Source organism: Priestia aryabhattai B8W22 (assembly GCF_000956595.1).
Taxonomy (GTDB): domain Bacteria; phylum Bacillota; class Bacilli; order Bacillales; family Bacillaceae_H; genus Priestia; species Priestia aryabhattai.
This window is the reverse complement of the sequence record NZ_JYOO01000007.1, coordinates 114,322-129,710: the sequence shown is the minus strand read 5'-3', so window position 1 is coordinate 129,710 and position 15,389 is coordinate 114,322. Positions and strand designations below refer to the sequence as shown.

Sequence of the window (15,389 nt, the reverse complement as noted above, 5' to 3'; positions counted from 1 at the left end):
CTATAACAGATTGAATTTACGTATATAACAGCACTGTTTTATTTTCAGAAAATTTAGTAATAGTTAGTTCATCTCCGTTGTGAGAGAAGTTTGTTTCGTAGTATAATAAAAGAAAATGTCAGTATACATATGATGAGGTGGAAAACATGCAAAGGGTCACAAATTGTGTATTAATGAAAGACGATAAAGTATTGTTGCTTCAAAAGCCACGAAGAAACTGGTGGGTGGCCCCTGGTGGGAAAATGGAGCAAGGAGAATCTGTAAAAGACTCTGTTGTAAGAGAATTTCGTGAAGAAACAGGAATTTATTTGAAAAATCCCACTGTAAAAGGTATCTTTACTTTTACGATGAAAGAAAACGATCAAATTTCATCTGAGTGGATGATGTTTACTTTTTTTGCTACAGATTTTGATGGGACAAATGTGCTAGAATCAGAAGAAGGCAAACTCGGTTGGCATAATTTGAGTGAAGTAAGTGAATTGCCGATGGCACCGGGAGATCATCACATTATCGATTATGTAGCAAAAGGGTCGGGTGTTATTTATGGCAACTTTACGTATACAACGGATTTCGAGTTATTATCTTATCGAATTGATCCTTGTTAATGATAAATAGACATGTATGCATAGATTGAGGGGGATGGAAAATGAGTACTGGGTCTGTAAGCGATATTCAATTAGTGATTATTACTGGAATGTCAGGTGCAGGAAAAACAGTAGCAATTCAGAGTTTTGAAGATTTAGGGTTCTTTTGTGTAGATAATTTACCCCCTACATTGCTACCGAAATTTTTAGAACTCATGAAAGAGTCAGGGAATAAAATGAATAAAGTTGCTCTTGTTATGGATTTGCGAGGCAGAGAGTTTTTTGAAAGCCTATTTGAAGCATTGGATAACATGAGTGAAACAACGTGGGTCACGCCACAAATTTTATTTTTAGATGCAAAAGATTCTGTACTGGTGACGCGCTACAAAGAAACGAGACGTTCACATCCGCTAGCTCCTTCGGGGTTACCGTTAGAAGGAATTGGTATGGAACGGGAGCTGCTTGAGGAGTTAAAAGGAAGAGCTCAGCTTATTTACGAGACATCAGAGTTAAAGCCAAGAGAGCTTAGAGAAAAGATTTTAACTCAGTTTTCTTCCCACGCTTCACAAGTTTTTACTGTTAATGTGATGTCATTTGGTTTTAAATACGGGGTGCCTATTGACGCTGATTTAGTCTTTGATGTGCGCTTTTTGCCGAACCCTCACTACATTGACCATATGCGTCCTAAAACAGGGCTTGAAGAAGAGGTTTCTTCTTACGTATTAAAATGGACGGAAACTCAAAAGTTCATTGAAAAAGTAGTAGACCTACTTTCGTTTATGCTTCCACAGTACAAGCGAGAAGGTAAAAGCCAGCTAGTCATCGCTATAGGATGTACAGGCGGACAGCATCGCTCCGTCACATTAGCTGAATATTTAGGTCACCATTTCCAGAATGAATACAAAACTCATATTTCTCATCGTGACATTGAGAGGAGAAAGGAAAATCATAGATGAGCAGTGAACAGCTTCCAAAAGTTGTCGTCATTGGGGGAGGAACGGGTTTACCAGTGCTGTTAAGAGGGTTGAAGGAATACCCTCTTGATCTTACAGCCATCGTAACCGTAGCAGACGACGGGGGAAGTTCTGGCCGATTGCGCGATGAACTTGAAATCCCTGCTCCTGGTGATATTCGAAATGTGCTAGTTGCTTTATCTGATGTAGAGCCACTAGTTGAAGAGCTTTTTCAGCATCGATTTGATACAGGAAATGAGCTTACAGGCCATTCTCTTGGTAATTTGTTGCTTGCAGCTATGACGTCTATTACTGGCGATTTTGTGCATGCTATACGAGAAATGAGCAAAGTACTAAACGTCAGAGGGAAAGTGCTTCCGGCAGCTAATCAAAGCGTTGTGCTGCATGCGGAGATGCAAGATGGATCCATCGTAACAGGTGAATCTAAAATTCCAGAAGTTAATAAAAAAATTAATAAAGTGTTTTTATCGCCTGCCGATGTGAAACCGCTTGTCGAGACAATAAAAGCTATTCGACGCGCTGATTTAATTGTATTGGGGCCCGGAAGTCTTTATACAAGTATTTTGCCGAATTTACTGGTGCAAGATATTTGTAATGAGCTTTGTTCGACAAAAGCAAAGAAAGTATACGTGTGCAACGTGATGACACAGCCGGGTGAGACATTGGGTTTTAAGGCAAGTGATCATATTAAAGCGCTTTACAACCATATGCCATGTGCGTTTTTAGATGCGATTATCGTCAATAATGCACCTATTCCAGCACCCTTAAAAAAGAAATATCAAGTAGAGCAGGCTCAGCCTGTAGAATATGACCGTGAAGTATTGCTAAAATTAGGGTTAGAAGTGATTGAAGATCAAATTATTCAGTATGACGGCAGCGTAATTAGGCATGATACAAAAAAAGTAGCAAAGCTTGTGTATTCTATGCTGACATCGCTGCAAGGTAAAGCGAATACGGGTGTTTAACACTATTTCCGTATGTAGATTGGAGGTGAAGTTATGTCATTTGCATCAGAAACAAAAAAAGAGTTAACGAATTTAGAAGTCAAAGATTGCTGTGCAAAAGCAGAGCTCTCTGCATTAATTCGAATGAATGGTTCACTTTCTTTTTCGAATAAAAAATTCACAGTTGATGTTCAAACTGAAAACGCAGCGATTGCTCGACGCATTTATGTCTTGCTTAAGAAAAATTATGATGTGTCAGTAGAACTGCTTGTGCGTAAGAAAATGCGGCTGAAAAAAAACAATGTGTATATTGTTCGATTAGTAGAGAAAACGAGAATGCTTTTGGAAGACTTAAAAATTGTAGAAGAAGGATTCACATTTACACATCGTATTTCATCAGAGTTAGTACAAAAGAAATGCTGTAAGCGATCCTACTTAAGAGGCGCATTTTTAGCCGGCGGCTCTATTAATAACCCGGAGACATCATCTTACCATCTTGAAATTTTTTCATTGTATGAAGAGCACAATGAAGCTTTATGCAATTTAATGAACGAATTTCAACTGAATAGTAAAACATTAGAACGGAAAAAAGGCTATATTAACTATTTGAAAGAAGCTGAGAAAATTACGGAGTTTCTAAATATCATTGGAGCCCATAACGCTCTTTTACGGTTTGAGGATGTAAGAATCGTCCGAGATATGCGAAATTCCGTTAATCGCTTAGTTAATTGTGAAACAGCTAACTTAAATAAAACGATCGGAGCGGCCATTCGTCAAGTGGAAAACATCCGTTATATTGATGAAACAGCTGGATTAGATATCTTACCAGAAAAGCTAAGAGAAATTGCTCGTTTGCGTGTGGAATATCAAGACGTTACGTTAAAGGAGCTTGGCGAGATGGTATCTGGAGGTCAAATTAGCAAATCGGGCATTAACCATCGGTTGCGTAAAATTGACCAAATAGCAGACAAGCTTCGCGCCGGTCAGCCAGTCACATAAGGGGAATTGCAAGGGGGAGGATTTTATCATGGAAAAACAAGTAGAAGTAAAATTAAAAACGGGATTACAAGCTCGTGTTGCGGCACTATTCGTGCAAGAAGCAACTCGTTTTACATCTGATGTGTACTTGAAGAAAGATGAGAAAGTAGTCAACGCTAAAAGTATCATGGGGTTAATGAGCTTAGCGATTAATAACGGTTCTCTTATTACGCTCATTGTTGAAGGGGTAGATGAAAAAGAAGCAATGGATGCGTTAGTCGCTTACGTAGAGAACGATGCATAAAAAAGCCTTTCCCAAAGTGGGAAAGGCTTTTTTCTTATTTAGGATCGTTTTCTAATACTTTGTCAATTAGACCGTATTCTAAAGCGCGTTCAGCAGTCATGAAATTATCACGATCTGTATCACGTTGTAGCACTTCTAACGGTTGACCTGTACGCTCAGCTAAAATTGAATTTAGTTTTTCACGTAAGAATAGAATACGTTTTGCCGCAATTTCGATTTCAGTAGCTTGTCCTTGAGCACCACCAAGAGGTTGATGAATCATTACTTCGCTGTTTGGAAGAGCAAAACGTTTGCCCTTTTCACCAGCAGCCAGTAAGAAAGCACCCATTGATGCAGCCATACCGATACAAATTGTAGAAACTTTTGGCTTAATGAATTGCATCGTATCATAGATAGCCATTCCAGCTGTAATAGAGCCACCTGGGCTGTTGATATAAAGTGAGATATCTTTTTCTGGGTCTTCAGCAGCTAAGAATAGAAGCTGAGAAACGATTGAGTTAGCTACGTTATCGTCAATAGCACTACCTAAAATAATAATGCGGTCTTTTAATAAACGTGAATAAATGTCATAAGCACGTTCACCACGGTTTGTTTGTTCAATAACTGTAGGAATTAAGTTCATATTAAATTCCTCCTTAACAAGAATAATTTGTTATGTACCTATAATACACGTATGGTCAATAAAGGTCAAACAAAAGAACCTCTACTACACATATTCGCTTAAAAGACTATGTATTCCTCTTTGACATTATTAAAATTTTTCCCCCTTCTAAAAAAAATAAACGTAGTATTCTATTGAAAAGAGAAGTTTTCTCTCCTATAATGGAAGTTGTGACAAATATGCCCTCGTAGTGTAGTGGATAGCACAAGAGATTCCGGTTCTCTTAGGGTGGGTTCGAATCCTGTCGAGGGCGTCTTAAAACGTTGCGGATTATGCAACGTTTTTTATTTTGAGTAAAAAGACTCATCTTCTCAAAAAATAATATTTATTTTTCTCCTATAACCCTTTATACGCGTAAGGAAGCAAGAAATTAATTCCATTGTACCGGTTGCGGAATTTGTCAGAATACTATAAAACAGTATATAAGGAAAAGAAACACGGAGGAGGAATAAATATGAAATACATGAACAAACTTTTCATTGTCAGTGCATCGGTAGCACTATTGCTGTCTGCATGCGGGACGAACGACGATTCTGCTCAGCCGAAGTCTAATGATCAAGCAGAAAATGTTCAGCAGGATACAGCTTCTAAATCTGATCAAACATCAGGCGTTGCAAAAGAAGAGTCGAAAAAAGATGTGGATTCTTCTGAGGTCTCAGCCAAACCTTCAGGAAGTCAATCATCAACTAGCGAAACAGCGAAAGATGGAGAGTCAACGTCTTCTTCAAAAACAAAACTAACAAAAAGCCCACAACAGGATTATGCTGTTCAAGTAATGGACGGTTATAAACTAACGGGTGAAGAACCAGGAAAAGATGCGTTAGTATTAACTTCAGATGATTCTCAATTTATGCGTATTGAAATGCTTTCATCAGAAGCATCGCTGGACGACGCTGCTCAATCTGTTAAACAAACGGCAACAGCAGTTAATAAAAATGCAGCAGAGAAAAAGAATCTTGAAGAGAATGGGATCTTCAAAGATTCTGTTTGGTATGAAGCCACATCTGGCGATCATACGGTAAACGCCGTGTTAGTTAAAGGAAAGAAACCAATGAAGCTAACCATTTTTACGAAAAATGACGAAGAAAACTTAGACAAGTTTATGCAAATGGCACAGACTATTCAATAAGCAATTCTTCTATATATTATACAAATGCAGAAAATTCGACATGATGAAGAAAACGTCATGTCGGATTATTACTCGAATCATGTGGTTGGTGCGAATTATAATGAAAAGTTATAAAGGTGTATAGCTCTATTACTTTTTTGATGATTAGTAATTAAAAATAGGATGAACCGCTTCGTTAACAAAGGTTGACGGAGATTTTTTGATGAAAAAATTACATATAAAAAATAGTTACATGCTCTTTGAAAGCGTTTTTATAGTAAAATAGATGAAGGGGAGGGGAGAAATAATGGAAATTGGATTATTTCAGCAGCAGTCGTTAAAGCTGACGATGTCAAAAGAATTATCACAAGCTATTTCTCTTTTACAATATTCATCAATGGATATTGTAGCGTTTTTACATGAGCAGGCGCTTCAAAATCCGCTTATAGATTTTTCAGAGCTGCCCGTCTATACATCTCACAATCAAAAAAATCATGCAACTTCTGATTCAACAGATTATATGAGCAGTATACCAGCTCCTAAAGAAACGCTGTACGAACATTTAATGAATCAATCCGCATTATTAAAATTAGATGAATGTGAGCAGGCAGCCGTTGAGTTTGTTATTCATAGTCTGGATGATGCTGGCTATTTGCACGATGAGTTAATCATACTTGCTAACCAGCTTGGGCAAGGTCAAGAGCAGGTTGAAAAGGCTCTTCAACTTGTGCAGCAGATGGACCCGGCAGGAGTAGGGGCGAGAAGTTTACAAGAGTGCTTAATGCTTCAATTAAAAAGAAGTAATCAATGGACAGAAAAAATAGAGCAAATTTTGACATATCACTTTGAAGAATTTGCGTATAAAAAATGGATGAAAATCTCAAAGTTATGTCAAATCTCACTTGAAGCTCTTCAACAATTACATGAACAGATTAAGAAATTAAATCCTCGTCCTGGATCATTTTATATGAAGTCCAATGAACGATTCATTGTACCGGATTTTATTGTAAAAGTTGAAGATGGAAATGTCGTTGCTTATGCAAATGAGGATTTGGAACCTCGTCTTTCAGTGAATGAACAATACAAACTTCAGCTGAAAAATAGGCAGAACCAAGAAATGTTTTCTTATTTGCAAGAGAAATATCGTGAATTTCAATGGATTATGAAAAGTTTACACACACGCAAAGACACATTAAACGCGTTAATGAATACCTTACTCGTTGAACAAGAAGCATTTTTTAAGAAGGGTCCGTCGTATTTGAAGCCGTTAACAATGAAGGAAGTAGCAGAGCAAACGTCTGTGCATGAATCAACGATTAGCCGTGCTACTCGGCACAAATATATTCAAACGCCTTTTGGCACCTTTTCAATGAAATCTTTTTTCTCAACTAGTATTCAACTGGGCAACAATGAAGCGACTTCTACAACTCACGTAAAAGAACTGCTTAAAAAGCTAGTATCAGAAGAAAACAAACAGCGTCCGCTTTCAGATCAGCAGTTGGCTAACGTCTTGCAAAGCAATTATAACGTTACTATTTCAAGAAGAACGGTAGCCAAATATCGAGACCAATTAAATGTTTTACCATCCAGTCAACGAAAACTTTTTGTCACGCAGTAAAGGAGTGGGAATGTGGAAGTCGTACTGTATACCAAAAATGGCTGTCACTTATGCGATGATGCAAAGAAGCTGCTTGCAGAGATGCAGTCTGAGTTTCCCTTTCAGCTTATTGAACGAGATATTTACAAAAACGATGAGTGGCTGGAAAAGTATCATCTTGCGATTCCTGTAGTAGAAATGGACGGAGAAGAAGTGGAATATGGAAAAATAACAGGTATTCCACTAAGAAAACGCTTACTTTTAAAAATAGGCAACACATGAGTTGAATAAAGGATTCACTCCTGTTAGAATAGATTTTGTAGCAGGGTGAATTTTTTTTGCGCAAGGTGGGACATAATATGTCTATACGGGACAAAATATGTCCAGCGAGTTTATGCCTTAAGGGGATTTTAACATGCGTTCTTTAATAGAAGTACAACGAAAATTATTACCTGAACTTCTCTCAGTTATGCAAAAGCGCTATCAAATCTTGCAATACATACGTTTAATGCAGCCGATTGGTCGCAGAAACTTAGCTGTAAGCCTTGGGCTCACAGAGCGTGTGTTACGAAGCGAAGTAACATTCTTAAAAGAACAAGATTTGATTGACATTTACCCTAGTGGGATGACGCTTACAAACGAGGGAGAACTACTTCTAGCTGAATTAGAAGAAGTAATGAAGGAAGTTTCAGGACTTCGATTATTGGAAACAACATTAAAAGAGGCGTTTTCTTTATCAGAAGTTGTTGTTGTATCTGGAGATAGTGATCAGTCTCCTTGGGTTAAAAATGAAATGGGTCGAGCATCTGTTTCATGTATCAAGGAGCGCCTTGTTGGTGAAAAAAATACCGTTGCTGTTACAGGTGGTACAACGCTTGCCGCCGTTGCCGAAATGATGACACCTGATTCAAAACACCCTGATGTACTTTTTGTACCTGCTCGCGGAGGGCTAGGTGAAAATGTACAAAACCAAGCAAACACGATTTGTGCTAAGATGGCTGAAAAGTCCATGAGTCACTATCGCTTGCTTCATGTTCCAGATCAGCTTAGTGATGAAGCATACCGATCCATTATCGGCGAGCCATCTATTAAAGATATGCTTCATTTAATCAAGTCCGCTGGTATGGTTGTTCACGGAATAGGAGACGCTATGACAATGGCAGAACGCCGTAAAACACCACAAGCTGACTTAGAAAAAGTGAAAAATGGACATGCTGTAGGTGAGGCATTTGGATACTATTTTAATCATCAAGGCGAAGTTGTTCATAAAGTTAAAACAGTTGGCATACAACTCGATGATTTAAAGAACAATAAATGTGTTATTGCTGTTGCAGGAGGTTCATCAAAAGCAAAGGCAATTAAAGCGTTTATGCAACAAGCGCATGATTCGATTCTCATTACAGATGAAGGCGCCGCAAAAGAGTTAGTAAGGGATTTTAATTAATCCCTCATATAAAAAATACTTTTTACATTCAAGGAGGAAATACCCATGGCAGTAAAAATTGGTATTAACGGATTTGGTCGTATCGGCCGTAATGTATTCCGCGCAGCTTTAAAAAATGATAACGTTGAAGTAGTAGCAATCAATGATTTAACAGATGCTAACATGCTTGCTCACCTTCTAAAATATGATTCTGTACACGGAAAATTAGATGCAGAAGTAGTAGTAGATGGTAGCAACTTAGTAGTAAACGGTAAAACAATCGAAATTTCTGCTGAACGTGACCCAGCTCAATTATCTTGGGGCAAACAAGGCGTAGAAATCGTTGTTGAATCTACTGGATTCTTCACAAAACGCGCTGACGCTGCAAAACATTTAGAAGCAGGAGCTAAAAAAGTAATTATCTCTGCTCCAGCATCTGATGAAGACATCACAATCGTAATGGGTGTTAACGAAGACAAATACGATGCAGCTAACCACAACGTAATTTCAAATGCTTCTTGTACGACTAACTGCTTAGCGCCATTTGCTAAAGTGTTAAACGACAAGTTCGGTCTTAAACGCGGAATGATGACAACAGTTCACTCTTACACAAACGACCAACAAATCTTAGACTTACCACACAAAGATTACCGTCGTGCTCGTGCAGCTGCTGAAAACATCATCCCAACTTCAACTGGTGCTGCTAAAGCTGTATCTCTAGTATTACCTGAATTAAAAGGTAAATTAAACGGTGGAGCTATGCGTGTTCCAACTCCAAACGTTTCTTTAGTAGACTTAGTTGCTGAACTTGACAAAGAAGTAACTGTTGAAGATGTAAACAACGCTCTTAAAGAAGCTGCTGAAGGCGATCTTAAAGGCATCCTTGGTTACAGCGAAGAGCCACTAGTATCTGGTGACTACAACGGTAACATCAACTCTTCTACAATCGATGCATTATCTACAATGGTAATGGAAGGTAACATGGTTAAAGTTATCTCTTGGTACGATAACGAGAGCGGATATTCTAACCGTGTAGTAGACCTTGCTCAATACATCGCTGCTAAAGGACTATAAGAATAACTTAAAATTCGCTTCTATTTTATTCAATAAGACAGAAATCGACTAGACTTTCCTTTTTTATTGGATATCTGAAAATAGAACGACTATAATAAGACTTGCTAAGGAAGAGAGGGGCATACCCCCTCTTCCTTGATTTATGTATTGGCTTCTACATGAAAAAGCGTCATAAACAGCTAACTGGAGTTTCACTTTATATAGAAAGGCGCCAATATATAAAATGAAATGTACGGTGGTTTGTGGATTGATGATTACATAGAAGCCTACTTGCTTAGTACCATAAATACTTAAGGAGGCCTTTTAACGATGAACAAAAAAACGTTGAAAGACATCGATGTAAAAGGAAAGCGAGTATTTTGTCGCGTAGACTTTAACGTACCAATGAAAGACGGAAAAGTAACAGACGAAACTCGTATTCGTGCAGCTGTTCCTACTATTCAATATTTAGTAGAACAAGGTGCAAAAGTAATTTTAGCTAGCCATCTTGGACGTCCAAAAGGCGAAGTTGTTGAAGAATTACGTCTAAATGCTGTTGCAGAACGTTTACAAGCTCTTCTTGGTAAAGACGTTGCAAAAGCTGACGAAGCTTTTGGTGAAGAAGTAAAGAAAACAATCGACGGCATGAGCGAAGGCGATGTTTTAGTACTTGAAAACGTACGTTTTTACCCAGGCGAAGAGAAAAACGATCCTGAATTAGCAAAAGCGTTTGCTGAATTAGCAGATGTATACGTAAACGATGCATTCGGTGCAGCTCACCGTGCGCATGCTTCAACAGAAGGAATTGCTCAACACATTCCAGCAGTAGCAGGTTTCTTAATGGAAAAAGAGCTTGATGTGCTTTCAAAAGCATTGTCAAACCCAGAACGTCCATTTACTGCAATCGTTGGTGGAGCAAAAGTTAAAGACAAAATCGGTGTAATTGACCACTTACTTGATAAAGTAGATAACTTAATCATCGGTGGAGGACTTTCTTACACATTTATTAAGGCACTAGGCCATGAAGTAGGTAAATCACTTCTTGAAGAAGACAAGATTGAACTTGCAAAATCTTTCATGGAAAAAGCTAAGAAAAATGGAGTAAACTTCTACATGCCAGTGGACGTGGTAGTAGCAGATGACTTCTCAAATGATGCTAATATTCAAGTTGTATCAATTGAAGACATTCCAAGCGATTGGGAAGGCTTAGATGCAGGACCGAAAACGCGTGAAATCTATGCTGACGTAATCAAAAACTCTAAGTTAGTTATTTGGAACGGACCAATGGGTGTGTTTGAATTAGACGCATTTGCTAACGGAACAAAAGCAGTAGCGGAAGCTTTAGCAGAAGCAACTGACACATATTCAGTAATTGGCGGAGGAGACTCTGCAGCAGCTGTTGAAAAATTCAACCTAGCTGATAAAATGAGCCATATTTCTACAGGTGGCGGTGCGTCACTAGAGTTTATGGAAGGTAAAGAACTTCCAGGCGTAGTTGCACTAAACGATAAGTAAGTTTATGTTTCAGTAAGACGGAGGACCGACCTGACGACTGATAATATAAATAATTATCAAGCAGCGAAGAAGGATGACCAAGAGATAAAAGGGACCGAATCACTTTTAACAGCACCCTCTTGGACATCTAACGCGTGAAGGGAAAACCCACAATAAACAAAGGACGGTGTTACACATGCGTAAACCAATTATTGCAGGAAACTGGAAAATGAACAAAGTACTTTCTGAAGCAACTAGCTTTGTTGAAGAAGTAAAAGGAGCAGTACCATCTCCTGAAAGCGTAGATTCAGTAGTATGTGCACCTGCACTATTTTTAGATCGTTTAGTAGAAGCGACTAAAGGCACAGACTTAAAAATTGGTGCACAAAACATGCATTTCGAAGAAAACGGTGCGTTCACTGGAGAAGTGAGCCCTGTTGCATTAGCAGACCTAGGTGTGAACTACGTAATTTTAGGACACTCTGAACGTCGTGAAATGTTTGCTGAAACGGACGAAACAGTAAACCAAAAAACAATTGCTGCATTCAAACACGGTTTAACACCAATCGTTTGCTGCGGTGAAACAAACGAAGAGTATGAGCAAGACCAAACAAAAACAGTTGTAGCTAATCAAGTACAAAAAGCATTAGCTGGTCTAACTGATGAGCAAGTAAAACAAACGGTTATCGCCTATGAGCCAATCTGGGCCATCGGTACAGGTAAATCTTCAACTGCTGAAGGTGCAAACGAAGTTTGTGCATACATCCGTAGCGTTGTTGCAGAACAATTCTCTCAAGATGTTGCAGATGCTGTACGTATTCAATACGGCGGTAGCGTAAAGCCTGCTAATATTAAAGAATATATGTCTCAATCAGACATTGACGGAGCTTTAGTAGGTGGAGCAAGCTTAGAAGCAGATTCTTTCTTACAGCTTTTGGAGGCTGGTAAGTAATGAGTAAAAAGCCAGTAGCATTAATCATCTTAGATGGTTTTGCATTACGCGATGAAGATAAAGGTAATGCGGTAACACATGCAAAAAAACCAAACTTCGACCGTTTCTGGAACGAGTATCCTCATGCTACACTTCAGGCGTCTGGAGAAGCTGTAGGCTTACCAGAAGGCCAAATGGGTAACTCTGAAGTAGGTCACTTAAACATCGGCGCAGGCCGAATTGTGTACCAAAGCTTAACTCGTGTAAACGTAGCAATTCGTGAAGGCGAGTTTGAACAAAATGAAACGCTTGTAGCAGCTGTAAAGCACGCAAAAGAAAAGGGTACAAACCTTCATCTTTTCGGACTTTTATCTGATGGCGGTGTACACAGTCATATCGAACATCTTTATGCATTATTGCGTCTAGCTAAGAGTGAAGGCTTAGAAAAAGTCTACATTCATGGCTTCTTAGATGGTCGTGACGTAGCACCTCAATCTGCTGAAACGTATTTAAAAGAACTTAATGAAAAAATTGAAGAGTACGGCGTTGGTGAAATTGCAACACTTTCAGGACGTTACTACTCAATGGACCGCGACAAACGCTGGGAGCGCGTAGAGAAATCATACCGCGCAATGGTGTACGGTGAAGGTCCATCATATACAAGCGCTGAAGAGTGCGTAAAAGATTCATATGAAAATGGAATCTATGACGAATTCGTTTTACCTTCTGTTATTACAAAAGAAGACGGATCGCCAGTTGCGACAATTCAAGACGAAGATGCAGTCATTTTCTACAACTTCCGTCCTGATCGCGCAATTCAAATTTCAAATACGTTCGCAAACGAAGATTTCCGCTCATTTGATCGCGGTGAAAAACATCCGAAAAACTTACATTTTGTATGTTTAACTCACTTCAGCGAAACAGTTGACGGATATGTAGCCTTTAAGCCAATTAACTTAGATAATACGCTTGGTGAAGTATTATCTCAAAATAACTTAAAGCAGCTTCGTATTGCTGAAACGGAAAAATATCCTCACGTAACGTTCTTTATGAGCGGTGGACGTGAAGCAGAATTTCCTGGTGAAACACGTATCTTAATCGATTCACCAAAAGTAGCAACATATGACTTGAAACCTGAGATGAGTGCTTATGAAGTGACGGACGCGTTGCTTGCAGAAATCGAGGGCGATAAGCAGGACGCTATTTTATTAAACTTTGCAAACCCTGATATGGTAGGTCATTCAGGTATGTTAGAACCAACGGTAAAAGCGATTGAAACAGTAGATGAGTGCTTAGGCAAAATTGTAGATGCAATTTTAGCTAAAGGCGGTACAGCAATTATCACAGCAGACCATGGTAATGCTGATGAAGTGATTACACTTGAAGGTAATCCAATGACGGCTCATACAACGAATCCTGTTCCAGTAATTGTAACCAAACAAGGCTTAGAGCTTCGTGAAGACGGTATTCTAGGGGATCTAGCTCCTACAATGCTTACTCTTCTAGATGTAGCACAGCCAAAAGAAATGACAGGTAAAACATTAATTAAATAATTAATTATAAAGGAGAGTTTTAAAATGCCAACAATTCTTGACATTTATGCACGCGAAGTATTAGATTCTCGCGGTAACCCAACAGTTGAAGTAGAAGTATATACTGAATCAGGCGCTTTCGGACGCGCAATCGTACCAAGTGGTGCTTCTACTGGTGAACACGAAGCAGTAGAATTACGCGATGGTGACAAATCTCGCTACCTAGGTAAAGGTGTATTAAAAGCAGTAGAAAACGTAAACGAAATTATCGCTCCTGAATTAGTAGGTATGGACGCAACTGATCAAATCGGTATCGACCGCCTTATGATTGAGCTAGATGGTACGGAAAACAAAGGTAAATTAGGTGCTAACGCTATTCTTGGTGTATCTATGGCAGTAGCTCACGCAGCAGCTGACTTCGTAGGTCTTCCATTATATCGTTACCTTGGTGGATTCAACGCGAAGCAATTACCAACTCCAATGATGAACATCATCAACGGTGGTTCTCATGCTGATAACAACGTTGACTTCCAAGAGTTCATGATTTTACCTGTAGGAGCTCCTACATTCAAAGAAGCAATCCGTATGGGTGCTGAAGTATTCCACGCGTTAAAATCTGTTTTATCTGCAAAAGGCTTAAACACAGCTGTAGGTGACGAAGGTGGATTCGCTCCAAACCTTGGTTCTAACCGTGAAGCATTAGAAGTAATTGTTGAAGCAATCGAAAAAGCTGGCTACAAAGCTGGTCAAGACATCCAATTAGGTATGGACGTTGCTTCTTCTGAATTCTTCAACAAAGAAACTGGTAAATATGACTTAGCAGGCGAAGGCCGTACAGGCGTAACTTCTGCTGAAATGGTAGATTTCTACGAGCAGTTAGTTAACGAGTTCCCAATCGTTTCAATCGAAGACGGTTTAGACGAAAATGACTGGGATGGTCACAAGCTATTAACTGAGCGCATTGGCGGCAAAGTACAGCTTGTTGGTGACGATTTATTTGTAACAAACACGAAAAAACTTTCTCAAGGTATCGAACAAGGCGTAGGTAACTCTATCCTTATCAAAGTTAACCAAATCGGTACATTAACTGAAACGTTCGAAGCTATTGAAATGGCTAAACGTGCTGGTTACACAGCAGTAGTTTCTCACCGTTCTGGTGAAACTGAAGATGCAACAATCGCTGATATCGCTGTTGCAACAAATGCTGGCCAAATCAAAACTGGTTCTATGAGCCGTACAGACCGTATTGCGAAATATAACCAATTACTACGCATCGAAGACGAGCTAGGTGTTCTAGCTGTATACGATGGCGCTAAATCTTTCTACAACTTAAAAAAATAAGTTGAAATCATAAAAAACGGATGACGATTGTCATCCGTTTTTTTATGTTAAAATCCGGTGTATTTCGCTGTCATTACTTGTATGAGGGGGGTTTTTGTGATAAATTAACCTTAGCGTAGTGCGCGTACTTTATCCCCGGTAATGCCAATCAGAAGGGATGAAGAAACCCCGCTGATTGACTATTACTTGGTGTAGGAGGTGTGTCTTAGTGCATACATTGCTGATTACTTTACTAGTGATTGTTTCAATTGCATTGATTGTTGTGGTCGTTTTACAATCAAGCAAAACTACTGGATTATCTGGAGCTATTTCCGGTGGAGCTGAAACGTTATTTGGAAAACAAAAAGCACGTGGAATTGACTTAGTTTTACACCGTTTGACAGTAGTGTTATCTATCTTATTCTTTGCGTTAACACTTGCTGTATCTTATTTCAAACTTTAATATGTTACTGGATAGACTGCCAC

General features: G+C 39.0%; 16 protein-coding genes and 1 tRNA gene. 16 read left to right on the top strand and 1 reads right to left on the bottom strand.

Annotated elements, in window-relative coordinates; all coding sequences use genetic code 11:
- Positions 1-146 precede the first annotated feature (146 nt).
- Genes N178_RS07770 through N178_RS07750 form a run of 5 tightly spaced genes read left to right on the top strand, consistent with a single transcriptional unit; the run spans position 147 to position 3,784 of the window.
- Entirely contained in the window at positions 147-605 is a 459-nt protein-coding gene (locus N178_RS07770; RefSeq protein ID WP_013059712.1) for an 8-oxo-dGTP diphosphatase, read from the top strand.
- Positions 606-646: 41 nt separating this feature from the next.
- Positions 647-1,540 carry an RNase adapter RapZ gene (gene rapZ / locus N178_RS07765; protein WP_013059711.1) on the top strand — a complete coding sequence of 298 codons (894 nt, stop codon included), beginning with the start codon at positions 647-649 and terminating at the stop codon, positions 1,538-1,540.
- Positions 1,537-2,523, top strand: a complete 987-nt coding sequence (locus N178_RS07760; protein WP_013085391.1) for a gluconeogenesis factor YvcK family protein — start codon at positions 1,537-1,539, stop codon at positions 2,521-2,523. The genes rapZ and N178_RS07760 overlap by 4 nt, the downstream gene beginning before the upstream one ends.
- A 33-nt stretch (positions 2,524-2,556) precedes the next feature.
- Complete coding sequence (gene whiA / locus N178_RS07755; protein ID WP_045291654.1) at positions 2,557-3,501, top strand: DNA-binding protein WhiA; 945 nt, start codon at positions 2,557-2,559, stop codon at positions 3,499-3,501.
- Positions 3,502-3,529: 28 nt separating this feature from the next.
- Positions 3,530-3,784, top strand: coding sequence for an HPr family phosphocarrier protein (locus N178_RS07750; RefSeq protein ID WP_013059708.1), 255 nt, complete (start codon positions 3,530-3,532; stop codon positions 3,782-3,784).
- A gap of 34 nt (positions 3,785-3,818) precedes the next feature.
- On the opposite strand, the gene clpP is transcribed toward N178_RS07750, so the two are convergent.
- A complete protein-coding gene (clpP, locus tag N178_RS07745; RefSeq protein WP_013059707.1) occupies positions 3,819-4,406 on the bottom strand; it encodes an ATP-dependent Clp endopeptidase proteolytic subunit ClpP in 588 nt (195 codons plus the stop codon).
- Between the two features lie 220 nt (positions 4,407-4,626).
- On the opposite strand from clpP, the gene N178_RS07740 reads away from it, so the two are divergent.
- From N178_RS07740 to secG, 11 genes are all read left to right on the top strand, one after another.
- Positions 4,627-4,698: transfer RNA gene (locus tag N178_RS07740), tRNA-Arg, on the top strand.
- Positions 4,699-4,899: 201 nt separating this feature from the next.
- Entirely contained in the window at positions 4,900-5,574 is a 675-nt protein-coding gene (locus N178_RS07735) for a hypothetical protein (RefSeq protein ID WP_045291653.1), read from the top strand.
- A gap of 286 nt (positions 5,575-5,860) precedes the next feature.
- The gene (rpoN, locus tag N178_RS07730; protein WP_045291652.1) at positions 5,861-7,171 is read left to right on the top strand and encodes an RNA polymerase factor sigma-54; all 1,311 of its coding nucleotides are present in this window, start codon (positions 5,861-5,863) and stop codon (positions 7,169-7,171) included.
- A 12-nt stretch (positions 7,172-7,183) separates the two neighbouring features.
- Positions 7,184-7,432, top strand: coding sequence for a glutaredoxin family protein (locus tag N178_RS07725; protein WP_045291651.1), 249 nt, complete (start codon positions 7,184-7,186; stop codon positions 7,430-7,432).
- A 133-nt stretch (positions 7,433-7,565) separates the two neighbouring features.
- A complete protein-coding gene (locus N178_RS07720; protein ID WP_014457838.1) occupies positions 7,566-8,594 on the top strand; it encodes a sugar-binding transcriptional regulator in 1,029 nt (342 codons plus the stop codon).
- A gap of 45 nt (positions 8,595-8,639) precedes the next feature.
- Positions 8,640-9,647: a type I glyceraldehyde-3-phosphate dehydrogenase gene (gene gap / locus N178_RS07715; protein WP_013059702.1), complete on the top strand. Its 1,008-nt coding sequence runs from the start codon at positions 8,640-8,642 to the stop codon at positions 9,645-9,647.
- A 309-nt stretch (positions 9,648-9,956) separates the two neighbouring features.
- Positions 9,957-11,141, top strand: coding sequence for a phosphoglycerate kinase (locus tag N178_RS07710; protein WP_014457840.1), 1,185 nt, complete (start codon positions 9,957-9,959; stop codon positions 11,139-11,141).
- Positions 11,142-11,316: 175 nt separating this feature from the next.
- Positions 11,317-12,072 (top strand): triose-phosphate isomerase, encoded by a 756-nt coding sequence (gene tpiA, locus N178_RS07705; RefSeq protein ID WP_013085385.1) that lies wholly within the window; start codon positions 11,317-11,319, stop codon positions 12,070-12,072.
- Complete coding sequence (gene gpmI, locus N178_RS07700) at positions 12,072-13,604, top strand: 2,3-bisphosphoglycerate-independent phosphoglycerate mutase (RefSeq protein ID WP_028412054.1); 1,533 nt, start codon at positions 12,072-12,074, stop codon at positions 13,602-13,604. The genes tpiA and gpmI overlap by 1 nt, the downstream gene beginning before the upstream one ends.
- 24 nt (positions 13,605-13,628) lie before the next feature.
- Entirely contained in the window at positions 13,629-14,924 is a 1,296-nt protein-coding gene (gene eno / locus N178_RS07695) for a phosphopyruvate hydratase (RefSeq protein WP_028412055.1), read from the top strand.
- Positions 14,925-15,132: 208 nt separating this feature from the next.
- Positions 15,133-15,366 (top strand): preprotein translocase subunit SecG, encoded by a 234-nt coding sequence (gene secG, locus N178_RS07690; RefSeq protein WP_014457843.1) that lies wholly within the window; start codon positions 15,133-15,135, stop codon positions 15,364-15,366.
- Positions 15,367-15,389 lie beyond the last annotated feature (23 nt).

Bases quoted from the DNA above. Each gene is read 5' to 3' on its own strand.
- N178_RS07720 (WP_014457838.1), top strand. From the start codon at position 7,566: ATGCGTTCTTTAATAGAAGTACAACGAAAATTATTACCTGAACTTCTC.
- N178_RS07735 (WP_045291653.1), top strand. From the start codon at position 4,900: ATGAAATACATGAACAAACTTTTCATTGTCAGTGCATCGGTAGCACTA.
- clpP (WP_013059707.1), bottom strand. From the start codon at position 4,406: ATGAACTTAATTCCTACAGTTATTGAACAAACAAACCGTGGTGAACGT.
- N178_RS07770 (WP_013059712.1), top strand. From the start codon at position 147: ATGCAAAGGGTCACAAATTGTGTATTAATGAAAGACGATAAAGTATTG.
- N178_RS07710 (WP_014457840.1), top strand. From the start codon at position 9,957: ATGAACAAAAAAACGTTGAAAGACATCGATGTAAAAGGAAAGCGAGTA.
- tpiA (WP_013085385.1), top strand. From the start codon at position 11,317: ATGCGTAAACCAATTATTGCAGGAAACTGGAAAATGAACAAAGTACTT.
- N178_RS07760 (WP_013085391.1), top strand. From the start codon at position 1,537: ATGAGCAGTGAACAGCTTCCAAAAGTTGTCGTCATTGGGGGAGGAACG.
- N178_RS07750 (WP_013059708.1), top strand. From the start codon at position 3,530: ATGGAAAAACAAGTAGAAGTAAAATTAAAAACGGGATTACAAGCTCGT.
- eno (WP_028412055.1), top strand. From the start codon at position 13,629: ATGCCAACAATTCTTGACATTTATGCACGCGAAGTATTAGATTCTCGC.
- whiA (WP_045291654.1), top strand. From the start codon at position 2,557: ATGTCATTTGCATCAGAAACAAAAAAAGAGTTAACGAATTTAGAAGTC.
- rpoN (WP_045291652.1), top strand. From the start codon at position 5,861: ATGGAAATTGGATTATTTCAGCAGCAGTCGTTAAAGCTGACGATGTCA.
- gpmI (WP_028412054.1), top strand. From the start codon at position 12,072: ATGAGTAAAAAGCCAGTAGCATTAATCATCTTAGATGGTTTTGCATTA.
- rapZ (WP_013059711.1), top strand. From the start codon at position 647: ATGAGTACTGGGTCTGTAAGCGATATTCAATTAGTGATTATTACTGGA.
- gap (WP_013059702.1), top strand. From the start codon at position 8,640: ATGGCAGTAAAAATTGGTATTAACGGATTTGGTCGTATCGGCCGTAAT.